This window comes from Microbacterium sp. zg-Y625 (assembly GCF_030246925.1).
In the GTDB taxonomy this organism is placed as follows: domain Bacteria; phylum Actinomycetota; class Actinomycetes; order Actinomycetales; family Microbacteriaceae; genus Microbacterium; species Microbacterium jiangjiandongii.
Map to the genome: position 1 here is coordinate 1,237,238 of NZ_CP126740.1, position 19,056 is coordinate 1,256,293.

The 19,056-nt window shown below is 70.7% G+C and carries 17 protein-coding genes; 9 read left to right on the forward strand and 8 right to left on the reverse strand.

Annotated features, from left to right (window positions below; all coding sequences use genetic code 11):
• From pgl to tkt, 6 genes are read right to left on the reverse strand one after another with little or no spacing between them, the layout of a single operon-like run.
• The gene (gene pgl / locus QNO14_RS05585; protein ID WP_257505896.1) at positions 1-786 is read right to left on the reverse strand and encodes a 6-phosphogluconolactonase; all 786 of its coding nucleotides are present in this window, start codon (positions 784-786) and stop codon (positions 1-3) included.
• Positions 779-1,726 carry a glucose-6-phosphate dehydrogenase assembly protein OpcA gene (locus QNO14_RS05590; protein ID WP_257493705.1) on the reverse strand — a complete coding sequence of 316 codons (948 nt, stop codon included), beginning with the start codon at positions 1,724-1,726 and terminating at the stop codon, positions 779-781. Before QNO14_RS05590 ends, pgl begins: the two co-directional genes overlap by 8 nt.
• Positions 1,723-3,273: a glucose-6-phosphate dehydrogenase gene (gene zwf, locus QNO14_RS05595; RefSeq protein WP_257493704.1), complete on the reverse strand. Its 1,551-nt coding sequence runs from the start codon at positions 3,271-3,273 to the stop codon at positions 1,723-1,725. The genes QNO14_RS05590 and zwf overlap by 4 nt, the downstream gene beginning before the upstream one ends.
• Before the next feature lie 8 nt (positions 3,274-3,281).
• The gene (locus QNO14_RS05600) at positions 3,282-4,910 is read right to left on the reverse strand and encodes a glucose-6-phosphate isomerase (protein ID WP_257505898.1); all 1,629 of its coding nucleotides are present in this window, start codon (positions 4,908-4,910) and stop codon (positions 3,282-3,284) included.
• A complete protein-coding gene (gene tal / locus QNO14_RS05605) occupies positions 4,907-6,028 on the reverse strand; it encodes a transaldolase (protein ID WP_257493702.1) in 1,122 nt (373 codons plus the stop codon). Before tal ends, QNO14_RS05600 begins: the two co-directional genes overlap by 4 nt.
• Positions 6,025-8,124, reverse strand: a complete 2,100-nt coding sequence (gene tkt, locus QNO14_RS05610; protein ID WP_257505900.1) for a transketolase — start codon at positions 8,122-8,124, stop codon at positions 6,025-6,027. The genes tal and tkt overlap by 4 nt, the downstream gene beginning before the upstream one ends.
• 225 nt (positions 8,125-8,349) lie before the next feature.
• Here tkt and QNO14_RS05615 point away from each other — a divergent pair, with 225 nt between their 5' ends.
• Together QNO14_RS05615 and QNO14_RS05620 are read left to right on the forward strand one after the other, a co-directional pair.
• Positions 8,350-9,273: a heme o synthase gene (locus QNO14_RS05615; protein ID WP_257505901.1), complete on the forward strand. Its 924-nt coding sequence runs from the start codon at positions 8,350-8,352 to the stop codon at positions 9,271-9,273.
• 292 nt (positions 9,274-9,565) lie between these two features.
• Positions 9,566-10,423, forward strand: a complete 858-nt coding sequence (locus QNO14_RS05620; RefSeq protein ID WP_257505902.1) for an endonuclease domain-containing protein — start codon at positions 9,566-9,568, stop codon at positions 10,421-10,423.
• A gap of 194 nt (positions 10,424-10,617) precedes the next feature.
• On the opposite strand, the gene QNO14_RS05625 is transcribed toward QNO14_RS05620, so the two are convergent.
• Both QNO14_RS05625 and QNO14_RS05630 read right to left on the reverse strand, forming a co-directional pair.
• Positions 10,618-11,094 (reverse strand): dinucleotide-utilizing enzyme, encoded by a 477-nt coding sequence (locus QNO14_RS05625; RefSeq protein ID WP_285184580.1) that lies wholly within the window; start codon positions 11,092-11,094, stop codon positions 10,618-10,620.
• Positions 11,095-11,177: 83 nt separating this feature from the next.
• Positions 11,178-12,143, reverse strand: coding sequence for a COX15/CtaA family protein (locus tag QNO14_RS05630; protein WP_257505905.1), 966 nt, complete (start codon positions 12,141-12,143; stop codon positions 11,178-11,180).
• Between the two features lie 247 nt (positions 12,144-12,390).
• Between QNO14_RS05630 and sufB the strand changes: the two genes are divergently transcribed.
• From sufB to QNO14_RS05665, 7 genes are all read left to right on the forward strand, one after another.
• Positions 12,391-13,809: a Fe-S cluster assembly protein SufB gene (gene sufB, locus QNO14_RS05635; RefSeq protein WP_257493695.1), complete on the forward strand. Its 1,419-nt coding sequence runs from the start codon at positions 12,391-12,393 to the stop codon at positions 13,807-13,809.
• Positions 13,809-15,002, forward strand: coding sequence for a Fe-S cluster assembly protein SufD (gene sufD / locus QNO14_RS05640; RefSeq protein WP_257505911.1), 1,194 nt, complete (start codon positions 13,809-13,811; stop codon positions 15,000-15,002). Before sufB ends, sufD begins: the two co-directional genes overlap by 1 nt.
• Positions 14,999-15,325 (forward strand): non-heme iron oxygenase ferredoxin subunit, encoded by a 327-nt coding sequence (locus tag QNO14_RS05645; protein WP_257493693.1) that lies wholly within the window; start codon positions 14,999-15,001, stop codon positions 15,323-15,325. The genes sufD and QNO14_RS05645 overlap by 4 nt, the downstream gene beginning before the upstream one ends.
• A 1-nt stretch (position 15,326) precedes the next feature.
• Complete coding sequence (gene sufC, locus QNO14_RS05650; protein WP_257505912.1) at positions 15,327-16,097, forward strand: Fe-S cluster assembly ATPase SufC; 771 nt, start codon at positions 15,327-15,329, stop codon at positions 16,095-16,097.
• Between the two features lie 9 nt (positions 16,098-16,106).
• Positions 16,107-16,436, forward strand: a complete 330-nt coding sequence (locus QNO14_RS05655) for a metal-sulfur cluster assembly factor (RefSeq protein WP_257505913.1) — start codon at positions 16,107-16,109, stop codon at positions 16,434-16,436.
• Between the two features lie 101 nt (positions 16,437-16,537).
• Entirely contained in the window at positions 16,538-17,698 is a 1,161-nt protein-coding gene (locus tag QNO14_RS05660; RefSeq protein WP_257505914.1) for a MalY/PatB family protein, read from the forward strand.
• Complete coding sequence (locus QNO14_RS05665; protein ID WP_257505915.1) at positions 17,695-19,056, forward strand: MFS transporter; 1,362 nt, start codon at positions 17,695-17,697, stop codon at positions 19,054-19,056. Before QNO14_RS05660 ends, QNO14_RS05665 begins: the two co-directional genes overlap by 4 nt.

Genomic DNA, 19,056 nt, shown 5'->3' on the forward strand with positions numbered 1-19,056 from the left:
TCAGTACTCGCCGTCGATGAGTTCGGGCGGCACCTGCGCGGCTGCGGCTTCGTCCACGAAGAGGATGGTGCGCTTTCGACCCTTGGCGCCGGCGGCGGGCACGCTGTCGTAGCTCGCGCCGGCGAGTGCGAGTCCGAGGGCGGCGGCCTTGTCGGCCCCGGCCAGGACCATCCACACGCGCGAGGCGGAGTTGATCACCGGTCGGGTGAGGGTGACCCGTTCCGGTGGCGGCTTGGGGGAGTCGCGCACCCCGACCACCGCGCGGTCGGTGATCTGGATCTCCGGCCGGTCGGGGAAGAGCGAGGCGATGTGTCCGTCGGCCCCCACGCCGAGGAGGCTGATCTGGAACGTCGGCCAGGCGTTGCCCGCCTCGTCGTCGGCGAAGCGGGCGAGCTCGCGCGCGTACGCCTCGGCCGCGGCGTCGAGATCGATCCCGGCGTCCGACGCCGGGATCGGGTGGATGTTCTCCGCGGGGATGTCGATGTGGTCGAACAGCTCGGCGTGCGCGGTCTTCTCGTTGCGCTCGGCGCTGTCGCGCGGGACGAACCTTTCGTCGCTCCACCAGAAGTGCACGAGCGACCAGTCGACGCTGTCGCGCTTGCGATGACCGCCCAGCTCGCGGAGCACCTCGGCGCCCATCACGCCGCCGGTCAGCGAGACGTGCGCGAGGCGTCCGTCGTGGGTGCGCTTGGCCAGCCGCGACAGGAACCGCGAGGCGACCGAACGAGCGACGTGCTCCCGGTCAGGCCGCACGACGACCCGCTTCTCGGCGAAGAACTCAGCCACGCGTCACCCCGGTAACGGCGGGACCGAGCAGTTCCCAGCCCTGCGTGATCACACGCCCGTAGAGGACGTCGGGGTCGAGCCTGCGCAGCTCTTCGGCCAGGCATTCGCGCAGCGTGCGGCGCGGCAGGACGATGTCGTGTCCCGGCTGCCGGGGCTGCGAGAGGTGCGCGTCGATGTCGTTGGCGCGCTCCAGCACGATGTCGCCGGAGGATCGTGTGAGGCGCACGGAACGGATGCCGTGGTCCCACTCCTCGGGCGAGGCGTAGCGCCACGTGACGGGGATCTCGAGCTTCAGCCGCAGCCACGCGGCCAGCAGCGCCGTGGAGGGCGAGCTGCTGCTGCCGACGACCTCGACGGCCGTCACCGGCTCGTAGGGCGGCTGGTCGAGCACCGCGGCGAGCTGCTCGCGCCAGTGGGTGAGGCGGGTCCACGCCAGGTCGGTGTCGCCGGGGGCGTACGTGCGCGCGAGCGTCGAGAGCCGGTCGGCCGCGAATGGGCGCGTCGAGGCGTCGGTGATGCGCCGCTGCGCGATGCGGCCGATGCCGGACTCGGCCGGCACCGCCGGCGGGTGGTCCGGCCACCAGGCGACCACCGGCGCATCCGGCAGCAGCAGGCCCGTGATGAGGCTGTCGGGGTTGCTGGCCGCGTCGCCGTGAGCCTGCAACACGATGACCTCGCTGGCGCCCGCGTCGCCGCCGACGCGGATCTGCGCGTCCAGGCGGGCCTCGCCCTCGGGGTTCGTCATCACCACGATGACGCGCATGGGGTGCTCACGGGAGGCGTCGTTGGCGGCGTCGATCGCCTCCTCCTCCAGACCGTGCGATGTCGCGATGACCAGCGTCAGCACGCGGCCGAGCGCGACCGCGCCGCCCTCCTCGCGCACCTTCACCAGCGAGCGGGCGACCTGGGACACCGTGGTGTCGGGCAGATCGACGATCATGGACGCCTCCAGACGCGGCCGTCGCGGGCCAGCAGTTCATCCGCCGATGGCGGGCCCCAGGAACCGGGGGAGTACTGTTCGACGGGTCCGCCCTGCGCCGCCCAGAATTCTTCGACGGGGTCGAGGATGCGCCAGCTCAGCTCGACCTCCTCGTGGCGGGGGAACAGCGGCGGGTCGCCGAGCAGCACGTCGAGGATGAGACGCTCGTAGGCCTCGGGGCTCGACTCCGTGAAGGCGTGACCGTAGCCGAAGTCCATCGTGACGTCGCGCACCTCGGTGGCGGCCCCCGGCACCTTGGAGCCGAAGCGGATCGTGACGCCCTCGTCCGGCTGCACGCGGATCACCAGGGCGTTCTGCCCCTGCTCGGTGGTCTGGTTGCGCAGGAACAGGTGCTGCGGCGCGCGCTTGAACACCACCGCGATCTCGGTCACGCGGCGTCCGAGCCGCTTGCCGGTTCGCAGGTAGAACGGGACGCCCGCCCATCGCCGCGTGGCGATCTCGAGCTTGATCGCGGCGTAGGTCTCGGTGGCGGATGCCGGATCCATGCCGTCCTCGTCGAGGAACCCGGTCACCTTCTCGCCTCCCTGCCAGCCGCCGGCGTACTGCCCGCGCGCGGTGGCCGTGGAGAGGTCCTCAGGCAGCCGCACGGCGGCCAGGACCTTTTCCTTCTCGGCCCGCAGGTGTGTGGCATCCAGCGAGATCGGCTCCTCCATGGCGGTGAGCGCCAGCAGCTGGAGCAGGTGGTTCTGGATGACGTCGCGCGCCGCCCCGATGCCGTCGTAGTAGCCGGCACGGCCACCCACGCCGATGTCCTCGGCCATCGTGATCTGCACGTGGTCGACGTAGTTGCGGTTCCACAGCGGCTCGTACAGCTCGTTGGCGAAGCGCAGCGCGAGGATGTTCTGCACGGTCTCTTTGCCGAGATAGTGGTCGATGCGGAAGATCGAGTCGGCCGGGAAGGCGACTTCGAGCGCCTCGTTGAGGGAGCGCGCGGTCTGCAGGTCGCTGCCGAACGGCTTCTCGATCACGACGCGGCGCCAGCTGGTGTCACCGGCCGAGGTGTCGTCCACGAGGCCCGACGCCTTCAGCTGCTTCGCGACGAGGGGGAAGTCCTTCGGCGGGATCGACAGGTAGAACGCGTGGTTGCCCATGGTGCCGCGTTCGCGGTCGAGGGTGTGCACGGTCTCCCGCAGCCGGTGGAAGGCGTCGGGGTCGTCGAACTCGCCCGAGACGAAGCGGATCCCCTGGAGGAGCTGCTTCCACGTCTCCTCGCGGAAGGGGGTGCGCGCGTGCTGCTTGACGGCGTCGTACACCACCTGCGCGAAGTCGTCGTCGGCCCAGTCGCGTCGGGCGAACCCGACCAGCGCGAATCCCGGCGGCAGCAGTCCCCGGTTGGCGAGGTCGTACACGGCGGGCATGAGCTTCTTGCGTGACAGGTCGCCCGTCACGCCGAAGATGACGAGCGCGCTCGGACCGGCGATGCGGTTCAGGCGCCGGTCGTCCGGATCGCGCAGCGGGTTGTGGCCACGCGAGATCTCGACGGTCATACGTTCTTTCAGTCCTCCAGGACGGCTTCGAACAGCGTCAGCACTTCGGCCTGCGGTTCGATGAGGGTGAGGGTGACGACGGGTCGCCCGTGGGTTTGGGCGAGCACGGTGGCGTCACCGGCGGCCTGCGCGCGGATGAGCTCGGCGAAGGTGAAGGGCCGCCCCGGGATCTCCAGGTCGACCTCGCCGGCGTCGAGGATCTGCACGAAGACGCCGGTGGCGGGGCCGCCCTTGTGGTACTGGCCCGTGGAGTGCAGGAAGCGCGGACCCCAGCCGAACGTCGTGGGGCGGCCGCTGTCTGCCGCGACCATCTCGCGCAGCCCGGCGAGCTGCGACAGGTCGAGCCGGTCGACATATGCCTGCAGCGACACGTAGCCGTCCGCAGGCACGCGCGCCCACAGCTCTTCGAACACGCCCGCGATGGTACCCCGGGCAGCGAGGGCGGGGTCGGACACCCGCACCTCGATGCCGCGTTCGGTGAACGCCGGCTGTGTCGGGGCGGGCCGCACGTCGAGCAGTCCGCGGGCGGCGACCTTGGCCGACTCCACATCCGGCTGGTCGAAGGGGTTCACGCCGAGGAGGCGGCCGATGATCGCGGTCGCGTACTCCCACACCACGAGCTGGGCGCCGAGCGAACCGCTGACAAGGATCTCGCCCTCGTGCTGCTCGAACAGGTGGAACTCGCGCGCCTCGTCGACGAGACGGAGGATCTGCAGATCCGCCGGACGGGTATCGAGCTCGGGCGAGACCGGGAGGAGGACCACCGGAAGGATGCCGGTGCCGTCCTTGCCCGTGGACTCCGCGACGAGCTGCTCGATCCAGTCCGGAAGCCCCACGATGTGCGTGCCGTCGCTCACGAGACCGAGCTTGTCGCGACGGGGATCACCGCCGGCGATGGCCGCGGCGAGTACGAGCGCCGGGTTGTCGGCGCTGTCGATGGCGACCTCGAGCAGGGTCGCCTCGGCCTCGTCGAGGAGTTCCGAGATGTCGACCCCCGCCAGTCCCGTGGGGACCAGACCGAACGCGGTGAGGGCGGAGTAGCGTCCGCCCACCGTCGGGTCGGCGTGGAACACGCGATACCCGGCAGCCTGCGACCGCTCGTCGAGGGGCGAGCCGGGGTCGGTGACGACGACCACGTGCTCGGCGGGGTCCATCCCGACATCCAGCCACGCCGCCTCGAAGGCGCGCAGGGCCGAATCGGTCTCGACCGTCGAGCCCGACTTCGACGACACGACCAGCACCGTCTCGGCCAGGCCGCCGGTCTCGGCGTCACCGTCGATGGCGGCGAGCACCTGCCCGGGGGCGGTGGAGTCGAGGATCACCAGGGGTCGGCCCGCGGTCTGTGCGATCACCTCGGGAGCAAGCGACGACCCGCCCATGCCGGCCAGCACGATGCGCGTCATCCCCCGGGCGGCGAACTCGTCGCGCAGGGCGGTGATCTGGGGGACCAGCGGCCGGGAGACGCTCACGGCCTGCACCCATCCCAGCCGACGTGATGCCTCGGCCTCGGCCTCGGCACCCCACAGGCTCCCGTCGCCCGCCGTGATGCCGCTGGCGACGAGGTCGGCGACGAGCCCGGGAAGCGTGCGCTCGACCGCCGCCTTCGCATGCCCGGTCACCCGGATGTCGAAGGTCATGCGTCGGCCTTCGCCCCTTCGAGCGCTGCGGTGACGGTGCCCTGCAGCTCGTGCCAGGACGCGATGAACTTGTCCACGCCCTCGTCCTCGAGCAGCTGGGTGACCTCGACGAGGTCGATCCCGAGGCGGTCGAGGTCGTCGAAGACCTTGTGCGCAGCCTCGTAGGTGCCGCTGATGCTGTCTCCGGTGATCTGGCCGTGGTCGAACGTCGCCTCGAGGGTCTTCTCGGGCATGGTGTTGACGGTGCCGGGGGCGACGAGCTCGGTGACGTAGAGCGTGTCGGGGAGCTTCGGGTCCTTGACGCCGGTGGAGGCCCACAGGGGACGCTGCACGTTGGCACCGGCTGCCACGAGGTCGGTCGCGCGCTTCTCGGCGAACTTCTGCTCGAACAGCTCATAGGCCAGGCGCGCGTTGGCGACACCCGCGAGCGACATGAGCCCCTCGGCCTCGCCGGTGCCCACGGCCTCGAGACGCTTGTTGACCTCGGTGTCGACCCGCGAGACGAAGAACGAGGCCACGGAGTGGATGCCGGTGAGGTCGACACCGGCATCCTTGGCCTGCTCGAGACCCGTGAGGTATGCCTCGATGACCTCGGCGTACCGCTCCAGCGAGAAGATGAGCGTGACGTTGACCGAGATGCCTGCGGCGATGACCTCGGTGATCGCGGGCAGCCCGGCCTTGGTCGCGGGGATCTTGATCAGCACGTTCGGCCGGTCGACGGCCGCCGCGAGCTCCTTGGCCTGGGCGACGGTCGCGGCGGTGTCGTGCGCGAGGTCGGGGGAGACCTCGATCGACACCCGGCCGTCGACACCCTTCGTGGCGTCGTAGATGGGGCGGAAGATGTCGCACGCGCTCTGCACGTCGGTGGTGGTCAGCGAGAAGATCGTGTCGTCCGTCGACGCGCCCTTGGCAGCCTGGGCGGCGATGGCCTCTTCGTAGCCGATGCCGGCGGAGATCGCGCCCTGGAAGATCGTCGGGTTCGTGGTCACCCCGACGACGTTGCGGGTGTCGATGAGCTGCTGCAGGTTGCCGGTGGTGATGCGCTGGCGGGAGAGGTCGTCGAGCCAGATGCTGACGCCGGCGTCGGACAGGGCCTGCGTGGGGGTGGGCGTGGTCATGCGTGGGTCTCCTTGAGAGTCTCGCGTGCCGCTTCCACGACCGCGTCGGCGGTGATGCCGAACTTCTGGAACAGGGTCTTGTAGTCGGCCGATGCGCCGAAGTGGTCGATCGCGACGGAGCGGCCGGCGTCGCCGACGACCCCGCGCCACGTCAGGGGGGAGCCGGCCTCGACCGACACCCGCGCCTTCACGGCGGACGGCAGGACCTGCTCGCGGTAGGCGGCATCCTGCTCGGCGAACCACTCGAGCGACGGCGCCGACACCACGCGGGCGTTGACCCCCTCGGCGGCGAGCGTCTCGCGGGCGGCGACGGCCAGCTGCACCTCGGAACCGGTGGCGATGAGGATGACGTCCGGCGTGCCCCCGGGAGCCTCCGCGAGGATGTACGCGCCCTTGGCCACGTTGTCCGCCGAGGCGAACGCGTCGCCGTCGGCGTCACCGGTGCCCCGGGGGAACACCGGGATGTTCTGGCGCGTCAGCGCGATGCCGACGGGACCGCCGTTGCGGCGCAGGATCTCGAGCCATGCCGCAGCCGTCTCGTTCGCGTCGGCGGGGCGCACGACAGTGAAGTTGGGAATCGCGCGCAGCGTCGCCAGCTGCTCGATCGGCTGGTGGGTCGGGCCGTCCTCGCCGAGGGCGACCGAGTCGTGGGTCCAGACGAAGATCGACGGGATGTCCATCAGAGCGGCCAGACGCACCGCGGGGCGCATGTAGTCGCTGAAGATGAGGAAGGTGCCGCCGAACGGACGGGTGGGGCCGTGCAGCTTGATGCCGTTGATGATGGCGCCCATGGCGTGCTCGCGGATGCCGAAGTGCAGCACCCGGCCGTAGGGCGAACCCGACCACTCGTGGGTCGACCATTCGGCGGGGATGAAGCTCTTGGCATCCTTGATCGTCGTGAGGTTGGACTCTGCCAGGTCGGCCGATCCGCCCCACAGCTCGGGCAGCTCGGCGGCCAGAGCGTTGATCACGAGGCCCGACGCGGCGCGGGTGGACACGTCCTTGCCGGCTTCGAACGTCGGGAGCGCGTCGGCGATGTCCGCCGGCAGTTCACCGGCTTCGAGCCGGTCCAGCAGTGCCTTGCGCTCGGGGTTGGCCTCGGCCCAGGCGTCGAACGCCTGCTGCCACTCGGCGCGGGCGGGCGCGGCGCGCTCGGCGAGGGCACGGGTGTGCGCGATCACGTCGTCGGCCACCTCGAAGGTCTTCTCGGGGTCGAAGCCCAGCACCTTCTTCGTCGCGGCGAGCTCGTCGGCACCGAGGGCGGAGCCGTGGATCTTGCCGCTGTTCTGCTTGCCGGGGGACGGCCACCCGATGATGGTCTTGAGCACGATGAGCGAGGGGCGGTCGGTCTCGCCCTTGGCCGCCTCGATCGCCGCATAGAGCTCGGCGACGTCCTCGACGTACTCGCCGGTGCGCTTCCAGTCGACCGTCTGCACGTGCCAGCCATAGGCCTCGTAGCGTGCGGCCACGTCCTCGGTGAAGGCGACGTTCGTGTCGTCCTCGATGGAGATCTGGTTGGAGTCGTAGATGGCGATGAGGTTGCCGAGCTGCTGGTGGCCGGCGAGCGACCCCGCCTCGCTGGTCACGCCCTCCTGCAGGTCGCCGTCGCCGGCGATCACGTAGACGAAGTGGTCGAAGGGGGAGGTTCCCGCCGGAGCCTCGGGGTCGAAGAGGCCGCGCTCGTAGCGCGCGGCGTAGGCGAACCCGACCGCGGAGGCCAGACCCTGCCCGAGCGGACCCGTGGTGATCTCGACACCGTCGGTGTGACGGAACTCCGGGTGGCCGGGGGTCTTCGAACCCCACGTGCGCAGCGCCTTGAGGTCGTCGAGCTCCAGACCGAAGCCGCCGAGGTACAGCTGCACGTACTGCGTGAGCGACGAGTGCCCCGCCGACAGGATGAAGCGGTCACGGCCGAGCCAGTGGGTGTCGGTGGGGTCGTGGCGCAGCACCCGCTGGTACAGCAGGTAGGCGGCCGGTGCGAGGCTCATGGCGGTGCCGGGGTGGCCGTTGCCGACCTTCTCCACGGCATCGGCTGCCAGCACTCGGGCGGTGTCCACCGCGCGCCGGTCGATCTCTTCCCACTGCAACTCCGACACTAGGTCGCCTTTCTCGAGGGAGTGCGCCATCCCAGGGCCGGTCCGCAGCCCTCGTTCGCAAGGGGTGACGGCGGCCGGCGGGCACCGGCGCGCGTGTGGGTTCAGCATAGCGAAGTGGGGTACAGGGGAGGGCGGTCTTGTGCCTGTGTGACAATGCCGCACCGGCTCGCCGCGCGAAGGCCATGGCCTAGACTGAGAAGGCAGGCAGCGGCGATAGCGGGGGAAATGGACATCACGACGACGTCGGGCAGTGTGCAGACGGCGGCCCCCTCGTTCGGACGCACCGTCCGCGCCTACGTCGCGCTGACGAAGCCGCGCGTGCTGGAGCTGCTGCTGGTGACCACAGTGCCGGTGATGATCCTCGCGCAGGGCGGGTTCCCCAATGTCTGGCTGGTGCTGGCCACCGTGATCGGCGGCTCGATGAGCGCCGGCTCCGCGGCGGCGTTCAACATGTACCTCGACCGCGACATCGACGCGCACATGAAGCGCACCGCCCGCCGCCCCATCGTCACCGGCGAGGTCTCGGCCCGCGGGGCGCTCATCTTCTCGTGGGTGCTGGCCGTGGCATCCACCGTCTGGCTGCTCGCGACGACGAACTGGGTCGCCGCCTCGCTGTCGGTCGGGGCCATCTTCTTCTACGTCGTGATCTACACGATGATCCTCAAGCGCCGCACCGAGCAGAACATCGTCTGGGGCGGCATCGCCGGCTGCTTCCCGGTGCTGATCGGCTGGTCCGCCGTGACCGGCTCGCTGTCGTGGAGCGCGTTCATCCTCTTCGCGCTCGTGTTCCTCTGGACGCCGCCGCACTACTGGCCCCTGTCGATGAAGTACAAGGGCGACTACGCCGAGGTCGAGGTGCCCATGCTGGGCGCCACCCGCAACGGCACACAGGTCGGCCTGCAGGTCATCCTCTACGCATGGGCCACCGTCGCGTGCTCGCTGCTGCTGATCCCGGTGGGCGAGATGGGGCTCGTGTACACGGTGTCGGCCCTGGTCTTCGGCGGCTGGTTCGTCTACGAATCCCACGTGCTCTACAACCGTGCGGTGCGCGGCACGGAGCCCAAGCCGATGCGGGTGTTCCACGCGTCGATCACCTACCTGACGCTGCTGTTCGTCGCGATCGCCGTCGACCCGCTCCTGCCCTTCTGATCCCGGCCGGTTGCGCCGCCCGCGTCCCCGGTTGCGCGCCGCCGCCGTTGCGCGCCGCCCCGCGTCGCCGCCGCGCCGCCGGTTCTTCGGGGATAAGCAGTTCTTCGGAGGGCATCGGGCCGTCGGCTCCGGGACAACGGCGATCCCCGAAGTTGTGGCTTCCCAGGACGCCGACGCTGGGGCGGGGGTGGGTCCGCAGCGCGGCCTCCACAGGTGTGTGGATGCCCTCTTCGTCCACGGTTCGTCGGTGGGGCGCAGCGGACGCCGCGCGGGGCGGGCATGCTCAGGCGCCATGGCAGCCGAGATGAGGACCGAGACGGCGATCCGCCGCCTGTGTGAGCGGATCGCCGTCCGAGGCGGTGTGGCGCGGGTGTCGTCGCTGCAGCGCGAGGGGTGGACGCGCTACTGCATCCGGATGGCCCTGGAGCGCGGGCTGTTGTCCCGCGTGCGGCGGGACTGGGTGGCGATCCCGGGCGCGGATGCCGAACTCGTCGCGGCGGCGCGCGGCGGCGTGGTGTTGTCGTGCATCACGGAGGCGCGGCGTCGCGGGCTGTGGGTGCTGCGCGAGGAGCGCCCCCATGTCGCGGCCCTTCCCCACGCGGCGGGGCACAAGGCCTCGCGCCCGGTGGTGCACTGGGCGGAACCGCTCGTGCCGCGGCATCCCGACGTCCTCGCGGACCCGATCGAGAACGTCCTGACGATCGTCGCGTCGTGTCAGCCCCACGAGGTCGCGCTGGCGGTGTGGGAGTCCGCACTGCAGCAGGGGCTCGCGACGATGGACGTGCTCGCGCGGATGCCGCTGCCGGCGGCATCCCGCCGACTGCTCGCCGAGGCGCACCCGTTCGCCGGGTCCGGGCTGGAGACCATCTTCGCCGTGCGGCTGCGGTGGCTGCGCGTCCGCATCGTGCCGCAGGCCTGGATCGAGGGACACCGGGTCGACTTCCTCATCGGGGACCGGCTGGTCATCCAGATCGACGGCGGTGAGCACGTCGGGCGGCAGCGAGCTGACGATGTGGCGCACGACGCTGAGCTTCTGCTGCGGGGGTACCACGTGATCCGCGTGACCTATCCGCAGGTCATCGACGACTGGCCGGCCGTGCAGGACCGCATCGCGCGTGCGGTCGGCCAAGGGCTGCACCGCGTCCGGTAAGGCCGCGACGCCACGTCGTCGGAGAAGGACGCATTTGCGGAGGCAAAGCCCGGGCGGGCTCCGAGGTTCGAGGTCATCTCCGAAGCTGCGGCGGCGCCGCGGGCGCGGATGCCGGACGGCGCGGATGCCGCGGACGGCGCATGCCGGCGGTCGCGGCGCCCGCCCGCCGCCCCCGCCCGCCCACCCGCGTCAGGTCAGGGGCGGGGCGCCTCGGGGTCGGACGCGTCCACGCGCGGCTTCGTCAGGGCGGGGGCGGGGCCGGCGGCGTCCACCGTCGTGACGTGCGCCGCGGGGCCTCCGGCCGGAGCGGGACCGGAACCGGCGGTGGACGCGGGGGAGGCGGTGGCCGAGGTCGAGTGCACCGCCGGCCCGTCGAACGGCTCGGGGGCCGGCACCGCGGCGGACGCGGCCGGTACGAGCGAACGCGCCGACGCGACGGTGAGCGCCAGCGCGAGACCGACGAGGCCTGCGCCCACGAGGATGCCGCCGACGACCGCCTCGACCTGGCCCACGTAGACCTCGATGCCCGTCGCCGTTCCCGCCGCCAGAGCGGTCGCCATGACGGTGAGGCGATCGAACAGCATGACCGCGCCGGCGATGGCGGTGGCCAGCGATCCCACGACGAGGATCCAGAACGGGATGCTGCGGGCGAGGCGGGCGCGAGAGGTCATGCTGCTCCTTGCTGGGAACGCGGCCGATGCCGCGAGGGGGTGCCCAGCCTGCGCCTCTTACCCGGACAGAGCCAGGGAGCGCGCTATGCGTGCGCTATGTGCAGCTCTTCGGCGCGGTCGCTGGTCGGCGCTGCCGGCGCCTTCAGTCGCAGCACGACGACCGTCATCGTCGCCGCCGCCAGGGCCGCGAGCACCATGTGTACGCCGACGGCGAGTTCGGGCAGGCCGTTGCGCGCCTGGTACAGGCCGACGGCGATCTGCACCAGCACGACGCCCAGCAGCGCGGTGACCCATGCCCGGGTGGGGAGGCGCCGCGACCAGGCGACGGCCGTCAGCAGCAGCACCAGGGCGAACAGCGCATAGCCGGGCCAGGCGTGCACGTGCTCGAGCAGCTCGGCGTTGAAGCCGTTGCGACCGGCATCCGCATCGCCCGAGTGCGGGCCGGCGCCGGTGGTGAGCACGCCGAAGACGATCGTGAGGGCCAGGGCCAGCGTGGTCACGTGCGTCGTGATCGCGTACCAGCGGGGCACCGCGAGCGCGCGAGAACCGGGGGCGGCGTGCATGCGCACGAGGAACGCGGCGCACACGCACACGAGTACGAGCGAAGCGACGTAGTGGAAGCCCACGATGAAGGGGTTCAGGCCCGTCAGCACCGTGATGCCGCCGACGACGGCCTGCGCGACGACGCCGCCCAGCACGACGAGCGACAGGGCGAACAGGTCGCGGCGCTCGGCGCGCATGCGCCAGACCAGCACGACCACGATGAGGGCGAGGATTCCGACGAGTCCCGTCAGGGTGCGGTTTCCGAACTCGATGACACCGTGGATGCCCATCTCGGGCGTGTTCACCAGCGAATCGGGGGTGCAGGTGGGCCACGTCGGGCAGCCGAGCCCCGACCCGGTGAGGCGCACCGCACCGCCGGTGGCGATGATGAGCACCTCGGCCAGGAACGACAGCCAGGCGAAGACGCGCACCCGCCGATCGACGCGATCGGGGAGCCGATCGAGCAGGCGGGACGAGCGGGTCGTCGCTGCGGCCGCGTGGGACATGTCGTCGCCTCCTGGGAATGCGCACCGCATCGGGATGGGCGGTCCGCGCGGCCACGCCGGATCCCGGCGCTGCCTGTAGACTCATGGGGTGGGATGCCGCGCGTGAGCGCCGGTCATCTCTTACAGTCTAGGCGCGATTGCGCGCCAGTTGAGCGGGCCCGAAAGCGGCATCACCCCCTCGGAACTCCACGGGGGGACGTGAATGCCGGGACGGATGACACCGTTGCGGCCCAGAGGAGGAATCGTCATGTCGGATGTGCTCATCGACCGTCCCGAGCTTGATTCGCTGGGGGTGTACGAGTTCGGCTGGCACGATCCCGATGCCGCCGGCGCCACCGCGAAGCGAGGCCTCAGCGAGGCCGTCGTCCGCGATATCTCGGCCCTCAAGGCCGAGCCCGAGTGGATGCTCAAGACCCGCCTGAAGGCGTTGCAGCTGTTCGACCGCAAGCCGATGCCCACCTGGGGCGCCGACCTCAGCGACATCGACTTCGACAACATCAAGTACTTCGTGCGCTCCACCGAGAAGCAGGCCCAGACCTGGGAGGACCTTCCGGAGGACATCAAGAACACGTACGAGCGGCTCGGCATCCCCGAGGCGGAGCGTGCGCGCCTGGTCTCCGGCGTCGCCGCCCAGTACGAGTCCGAGGTCGTCTACCACCAGATCCAGAAGGAGCTGGAGGACCAGGGCGTCATCTTCATGGACACCGACACGGCCCTGCGTGAGCACCCCGAGTTCTTCGAGGAGTACTTCGGCAGCGTCATCCCCTCCGGTGACAACAAGTTCGCCGCGCTCAACACCGCCGTCTGGTCCGGCGGCTCGTTCGTCTACGTCCCGAAGGGCGTGCACGTCGACATCCCGCTGCAGGCGTACTTCCGCATCAACACCGAGAACATGGGCCAGTTCGAGCGGACGCTGATCATCGCAGACGAGGGCTCGTACGTGCACTACATCGAGGGCTGCACCGCGCCGATCTACCAGTCCGACTCGCTGCACTCCGCGGTCGTCGAGATCATCGTCAAGAAGAACGCGCGCGTCCGCTACACGACCATCCAGAACTGGTCGACCAACGTCTACAACCTCGTCACCAAGCGGGCCGTGGCCCACGAGGGCGCGACGATGGAGTGGGTCGACGGCAACATCGGCTCGAAGGTGACGATGAAGTACCCGTCGATCTTCCTGGTGGGCGAGCACGCCAAGGGCGAGACCCTGTCGGTCGCCTTCGCCGGTCCCGGTCAGCACCAGGACGCCGGCGCGAAGATGATCCACATGGCCCCGTACACGCAGTCGTCGATCATCTCGAAGTCGATCGCGCGCGGCGGCGGACGTGCCGGCTACCGCGGTGAGGTGCGAGTGGACGCCAACGCGCACCACTCCGCCAACACGGTGCGCTGCGACGCCCTGCTCGTCGACACCAAGTCCCGCTCCGACACGTACCCCGCGATCGACATCCGCGTGGACGACGTGCAGCTGGGTCACGAGGCGACCGTCTCGAAGGTCAGCGAAGAGCAGCTGTTCTATCTGCAGTCCCGCGGCATGCCCGAGGACGAGGCGATGGCGATGATCGTCCGCGGCTTCATCGAGCCCATCGCCCGCGAGCTGCCCATGGAATACGCCCTCGAGCTGAACAAGCTCATCGAGATGGGCATGGAAGGATCCGTCGGCTGATGACCACCGTCACCCAGGCCCCCGTCGCCGGCGCGGAGGGCCACATCGACCCTGCCGCCGCGTTCGTCCCGGTGCAGACGCGCTCCGAGCGTCCCACCTCGTTCGACCCCGCCGACTTCGGCGCCCCCACCGGCCGTGAGGTCAACTGGAAGCACACCCCGATCGCCCGCCTCGGCGCGGTGCTGGTCGACGAGGACACCAGCGCCTCCGAGGCCGTCGAGTACCGCCTCGACGTGCCCGAGACCCTGCGCGTCGCGTCGGTCGGCCACGAGGCCGCCGTGCGCGGCGAGGTGTTCCGCCCCGAGGACGTCGCCGCCGCCATCGCCTGGAAGCAGAGCCCCGACGCGCTGCACCTGCGCATTCCGGCGAACGAGGAGCACGAAGGCCTGCTGCGCGTGGACCTCGTGGGCCGCGACGCGCGTGCCCACGGCAACGCCCACATCATCGTCGAGGCCATGCCGAACTCGGCCGCCACGGTGCTGCTGTACCACTCCGGTTCCGCGCAGTACGCGCAGAACGTCGAGATCATCGTGCGCGACGGCGCCCGGCTGAACCTCGTGACGGTGCAGCGCTGGGACGACGACGCGGTGCACGTGGCATCCCACCAGGCGCGGGTGGACCGCGACGCGACCCTCACCCACGTCGTGATCAGCCTGGGCGGCGGCGTCGTGCGTGTGAACCCCTCGGTCGAGCTCGCCGGAGCAGGCTCGGAATGCAAGCTCTACGGCGTCTCGTTCTCGGACGCCGGGCAGCACCTCGAGAGCCAGGTGTACATGCACCACAAGGGTCCGCACACGAAGGGCGACGTGCTCTACAAGGGCGCGCTGCAGGGCGAGAGTGCACGCAGCGTCTGGATCGGCGACGTGCTCATCGGGGCGGATGCCAGCGGCACCGACTCGTACGAGGCCAACCGCAACCTGGTGCTCACCGACGGCGCCCGCGCCGAGTCCATTCCGAACCTCGAGATCGAGACGGGGGACATCCAGGGCGCCGGCCACGCCAGCGCCACCGGTCGCTTCGACGACGAGCAGCTGTTCTACCTGCAGGCCCGTGGCATCGACGAGGCCGAAGCGCGGCGCCTGGTCGTGGTGGGGTTCCTCGGCGAGATCGTGCAGAAGACCGGCATCCCCTCGCTCGAGGAGGAGCTCACCGCGGCGATCCTCGCCGAGCTCGACGCAGGGGTGCAGGAATGACCGCCACCCGCGTCTGCGCGCTGAGCGAGCTCGAGCAGGACACCGCCCGCCGGGTCGAGGTCGACGGCGTGCCGATCGCCCTCGTTCTGGACTCCAACGGTGAGGTGCACGCCATCGGCGACACCTGCACGCACGGCGACATCTCGCTGTCCGAGGGATTCGTCGAGGGGGAGACCCTGGAGTGCTGGGCCCACGGCTCGGCGTTCTCGCTGCTCACCGGCCGTCCCCTGAACCTCCCCGCTTACGAGCCCGTCCCCGTCTATGTCGTCCAGATCGACGGCGACGACGTGCTCATCGACCCGAACCTGAAGAAGGAAGTCTGACATGTCTGTCCTCGAGATCCGCGACCTGCACGTGACGGTCGAGACCGATGAGGGAACGACCCCCATCCTCAACGGCGTGACGCTGACCATCCGCACGGGTGAGACCCACGCCATCATGGGCCCCAACGGCTCGGGCAAGTCGACGCTCGCCTACACGATCGCCGGCCACCCGAAGTACACCGTCACCGGCGGCTCCATCACCTTCGACGGCGAGGACGTGCTCGCGATGTCCGTGGACGAGCGCGCACGCGCCGGCCTGTTCCTCGCGATGCAGTACCCGGTCGAGATCCCTGGCGTCACCGTGACGAACTTCCTGCGCACGGCCAAGACCGCCATCGAGGGTGAGGCACCGGCTCTGCGCACCTGGACCAAGGACGTCAAGGAGTCCATGAAGAACCTGCGGATGGACCCCAAGTTCGCGCAGCGCAACGTCAACGAGGGCTTCTCCGGTGGCGAGAAGAAGCGACACGAGATCCTGCAGCTCGAGCTGCTGAAGCCGAAGATCGCGGTGCTCGACGAGACCGACTCCGGCCTCGACGTCGACGCGCTGAAGATCGTCTCCGAGGGCGTGAACCGCGCCAAGGAGAACACGGGCCTCGGCGTGCTGCTCATCACCCACTACACGCGGATCCTCCGCTACATCCGTCCCGACTTCGTGCACGTCATGGTCGCGGGACGCATCGCCGAGGAGGGCGGCCCCGAGCTGGCCGACCGTCTTGAGAGCGAGGGCTACGACCGCTACCTCGAGCCCGTCGCCGACGCGGGCGCGTAGGATCGCGTCATGACCGCGACGCTCACCACCGACAAGTACGAAGAGGTCATCGAGGCCCTCAAGGACGTCATGGACCCCGAGCTCGGGATCAACGTCGTCGACCTCGGCCTCATCTACGACCTCGCGTGGGACGACGAGAACGACGCTCTCGTGATCCACATGACGCTCACCTCGGCCGGCTGCCCGCTCACCGACGTGCTGGAAGAGCAGACCGCACAGGCTCTGGACCAGGTCGTCGAGCGGTTCCGCATCAACTGGGTGTGGATGCCGCCGTGGGGCCCCGAGCGCATCACCGATGACGGGCGCGACATGATGCGCGCCCTCGGCTTCGCCATCTGACGTGAGAAGGCCCAACGCCCTGACCGGGCGTTGGGCCTTCTGCATGGCGCCCCGAGTCGCCGCGCGCCGTCGTCCGGCGGGCGTCGTGCCAAGCTGGAACCGTGACACCCACCCCCCTGCGCGCCGTGCCGCTGGACGAGCTGCGCCGTCGCAGCAGCACCAAGTGGCGGACCTACCCCGACGACGTGCTGCCGCTGTTCGTCGCCGAGCTGGACTTCCCGCTCGCCGAACCCATCACCGAGGTGCTGGCGCGGGCCGTCGCCCGCGGCGACACCGGCTACACGCCTCCCGACCCCGGCATCCGCGACGCCTTCGCCGCCTACGCCCGGCGCCGGTGGGAGTGGGCGGTGGCGCCGGAGCGCGTGAGGTCCACCGGAGACGTCATCATGGGGGTCGTGGAGCTGCTGCGCCGGGTCATCCGCCCCGGCGACGGCGTGGTCATCACCCCGCCGGTGTATCCGCCCTTCACAGATGCCATCGAGGAGGCCGGCGGCGTCGTCGTGCGCGTGCCGCTCGCCGAGACCGGCGAAGGATGGCGCCTCGACCTCGAGGGCATCGAGGCAGCGTTCGCCGCGGGCGCGCGCGCGATGCTGCTGTGCAGCCCGCACAACCCGACGGGGACGGTGCACTCGCGGCAGACCCTTGCCGCGCTGGCCGAGATCGCCGACCGGCACGCGGTGACGGTCATCAGCGACGAGATCCACGCCCCGCTGACCCAGCCCGACGTCACCTTCACGCCCTATCTGGCGGCGTCCCCGCTCGCTGCGGAGCACGCCTTCGCGGTGACCAGTGCCAGCAAGACCTACAACCTCGCCGGTCTGAAGTGCGCGGTCATGGTGGCCGGCTCCGACGCCACGGCCGCGATGCTGACGGCGCTTCCCGCCGAGGTCGAGTGGCGCACCGGGCTGTTCGGCGCGCTCGCCAACATCGCCGCGTTCTCGCCGGAGAGCGACCCCTGGCGGGATTCGCTGCTCGCCGCCCTCGATGTCAACCGGCGCCTGCTGGCGGAGCTGCTCGCAACCCACCTGCCGTCGGCGCGCTACCGCATCCCGGAGGCCGGATTCCTCGCGTGGGTCGATCTCACCGCTCTCGGCTGGGGGGACAACCCCGCCGCGAAGATCCTGCGCGAGGCGAAGGTCGCCCTCAACCAGGGTCCGGCGTTCGGCGCGCAGGGCGCCGGCCATGTGCGCATCAACCTGGGCTGTGCGCCGGAGGTGCTGCAGGAGGCCGTCGAGCGCATCGGCGCGCTGTCCCGCGCATGAGCACCGAGGTCACGCCCGGCATCTGGTCGCCGCGGTTCGTCTGGGTGACCGCCGGCGCCGTCGCCATGATCCTCCTCGCGGCCACGCAGGCGCTGGCGGTCACCACCGTCATGCCCGTGGTCAGCGCCGACCTCGACGGGGAGGCGCTGTATGCGGCGGCGTTCTCCGCGACCGTCGCGACGAGTGTCATCGGCATGGTGGTCGCGGGTGCCTGGTGCGATCGCTCGAACCCGCTGGGACCGCTGACCGCCTCCGTCGTGCTGTTCGCCGCCGGGCTGGTGGCGGCCGGCGTCGCCCCCACCATGGAGGTGCTCGTCGCGGGCCGTCTGCTGCAGGGACTCGGCACCGGTGGCCAGACGGTGGCCCTGTACGTCGTCGTGGCCCGCGTCTTTCCCGGGCACCTGCACGGGCGCGTGTTCGCGGCGTTCTCGGCCGCCTGGGTCGTGCCGTCGCTGGTCGGCCCGGTTCTCGCGGGCGCGGTGGCCGAGTTCCTCCACTGGCGGTGGGTCTTCCTCGGGGTCGCTGTGCTCACCGTCGTCGCGTTCGTCCTCGTCTGGGCGCGCCTGCGCGGCGCCGATCTCGGCACCGCGCACCCCGACCGCACGCCGCTGGGTGCCCGCCTGCTCTTCGCCGTGCTCGTCGCGGCCGGCGCCCTCGCGCTGAGCCTCGCCGGCGGCGCCGACGGTTGGATGCCGGTGGTCGTGCTGGCCGCCGTCGTCGTCATCGCCGTGACCGTGCGTCCGCTCCTGCCGCGGGGGACGCTCCGCGCGGCACGCGGCCTGCCGAGCGTCGTGCTCATGCGCGGCGTCATCGCCGGCGCCCTCTTCGGCGCAGAGGTCTATGTGCCCAAGCTCCTCATCGACGAGTACGGGTTCTCACCGGTGTGGGCGGGGCTCGGCCTCACCGTCGCCGCCATCATGTGGGCGCTGGGCGCGTGGGTGCAGGGTCGCTGGGGCGACCGGCTCGGCAACGCCCGCGTCACCCTCATCGGCACGGCGCTGCTGACCACCGCGATCGCCGTGGCCCTGCTGACGTCCCTGTGGCACCTGCATCCCGCGCTGCTGGTCGCCGGCTGGTCGCTGGCCGGTGCCGGGATGGGGCTGATGTACCCGCGTCTGACCGTGCTGACATTGGCGTACTCGACGCCGCAGAACCAGGGGTTCAATTCCTCGGCGCTGTCGATCTCCGATGCCGTGGGCTCCGCCGTCGTCATCGCCACGATGGGTCTGGTGTTCCTCGCGTTCGCCGCGACAGGAGCCGGGTTCGTCGCGGTCTTCGCGCTCGGCACGGCCGCGGCGCTGTTCACGCTTGTTCCCGGGCTGCGGCTCGGGCACGCTCAGGAGCAGCGCGCGGGCTGA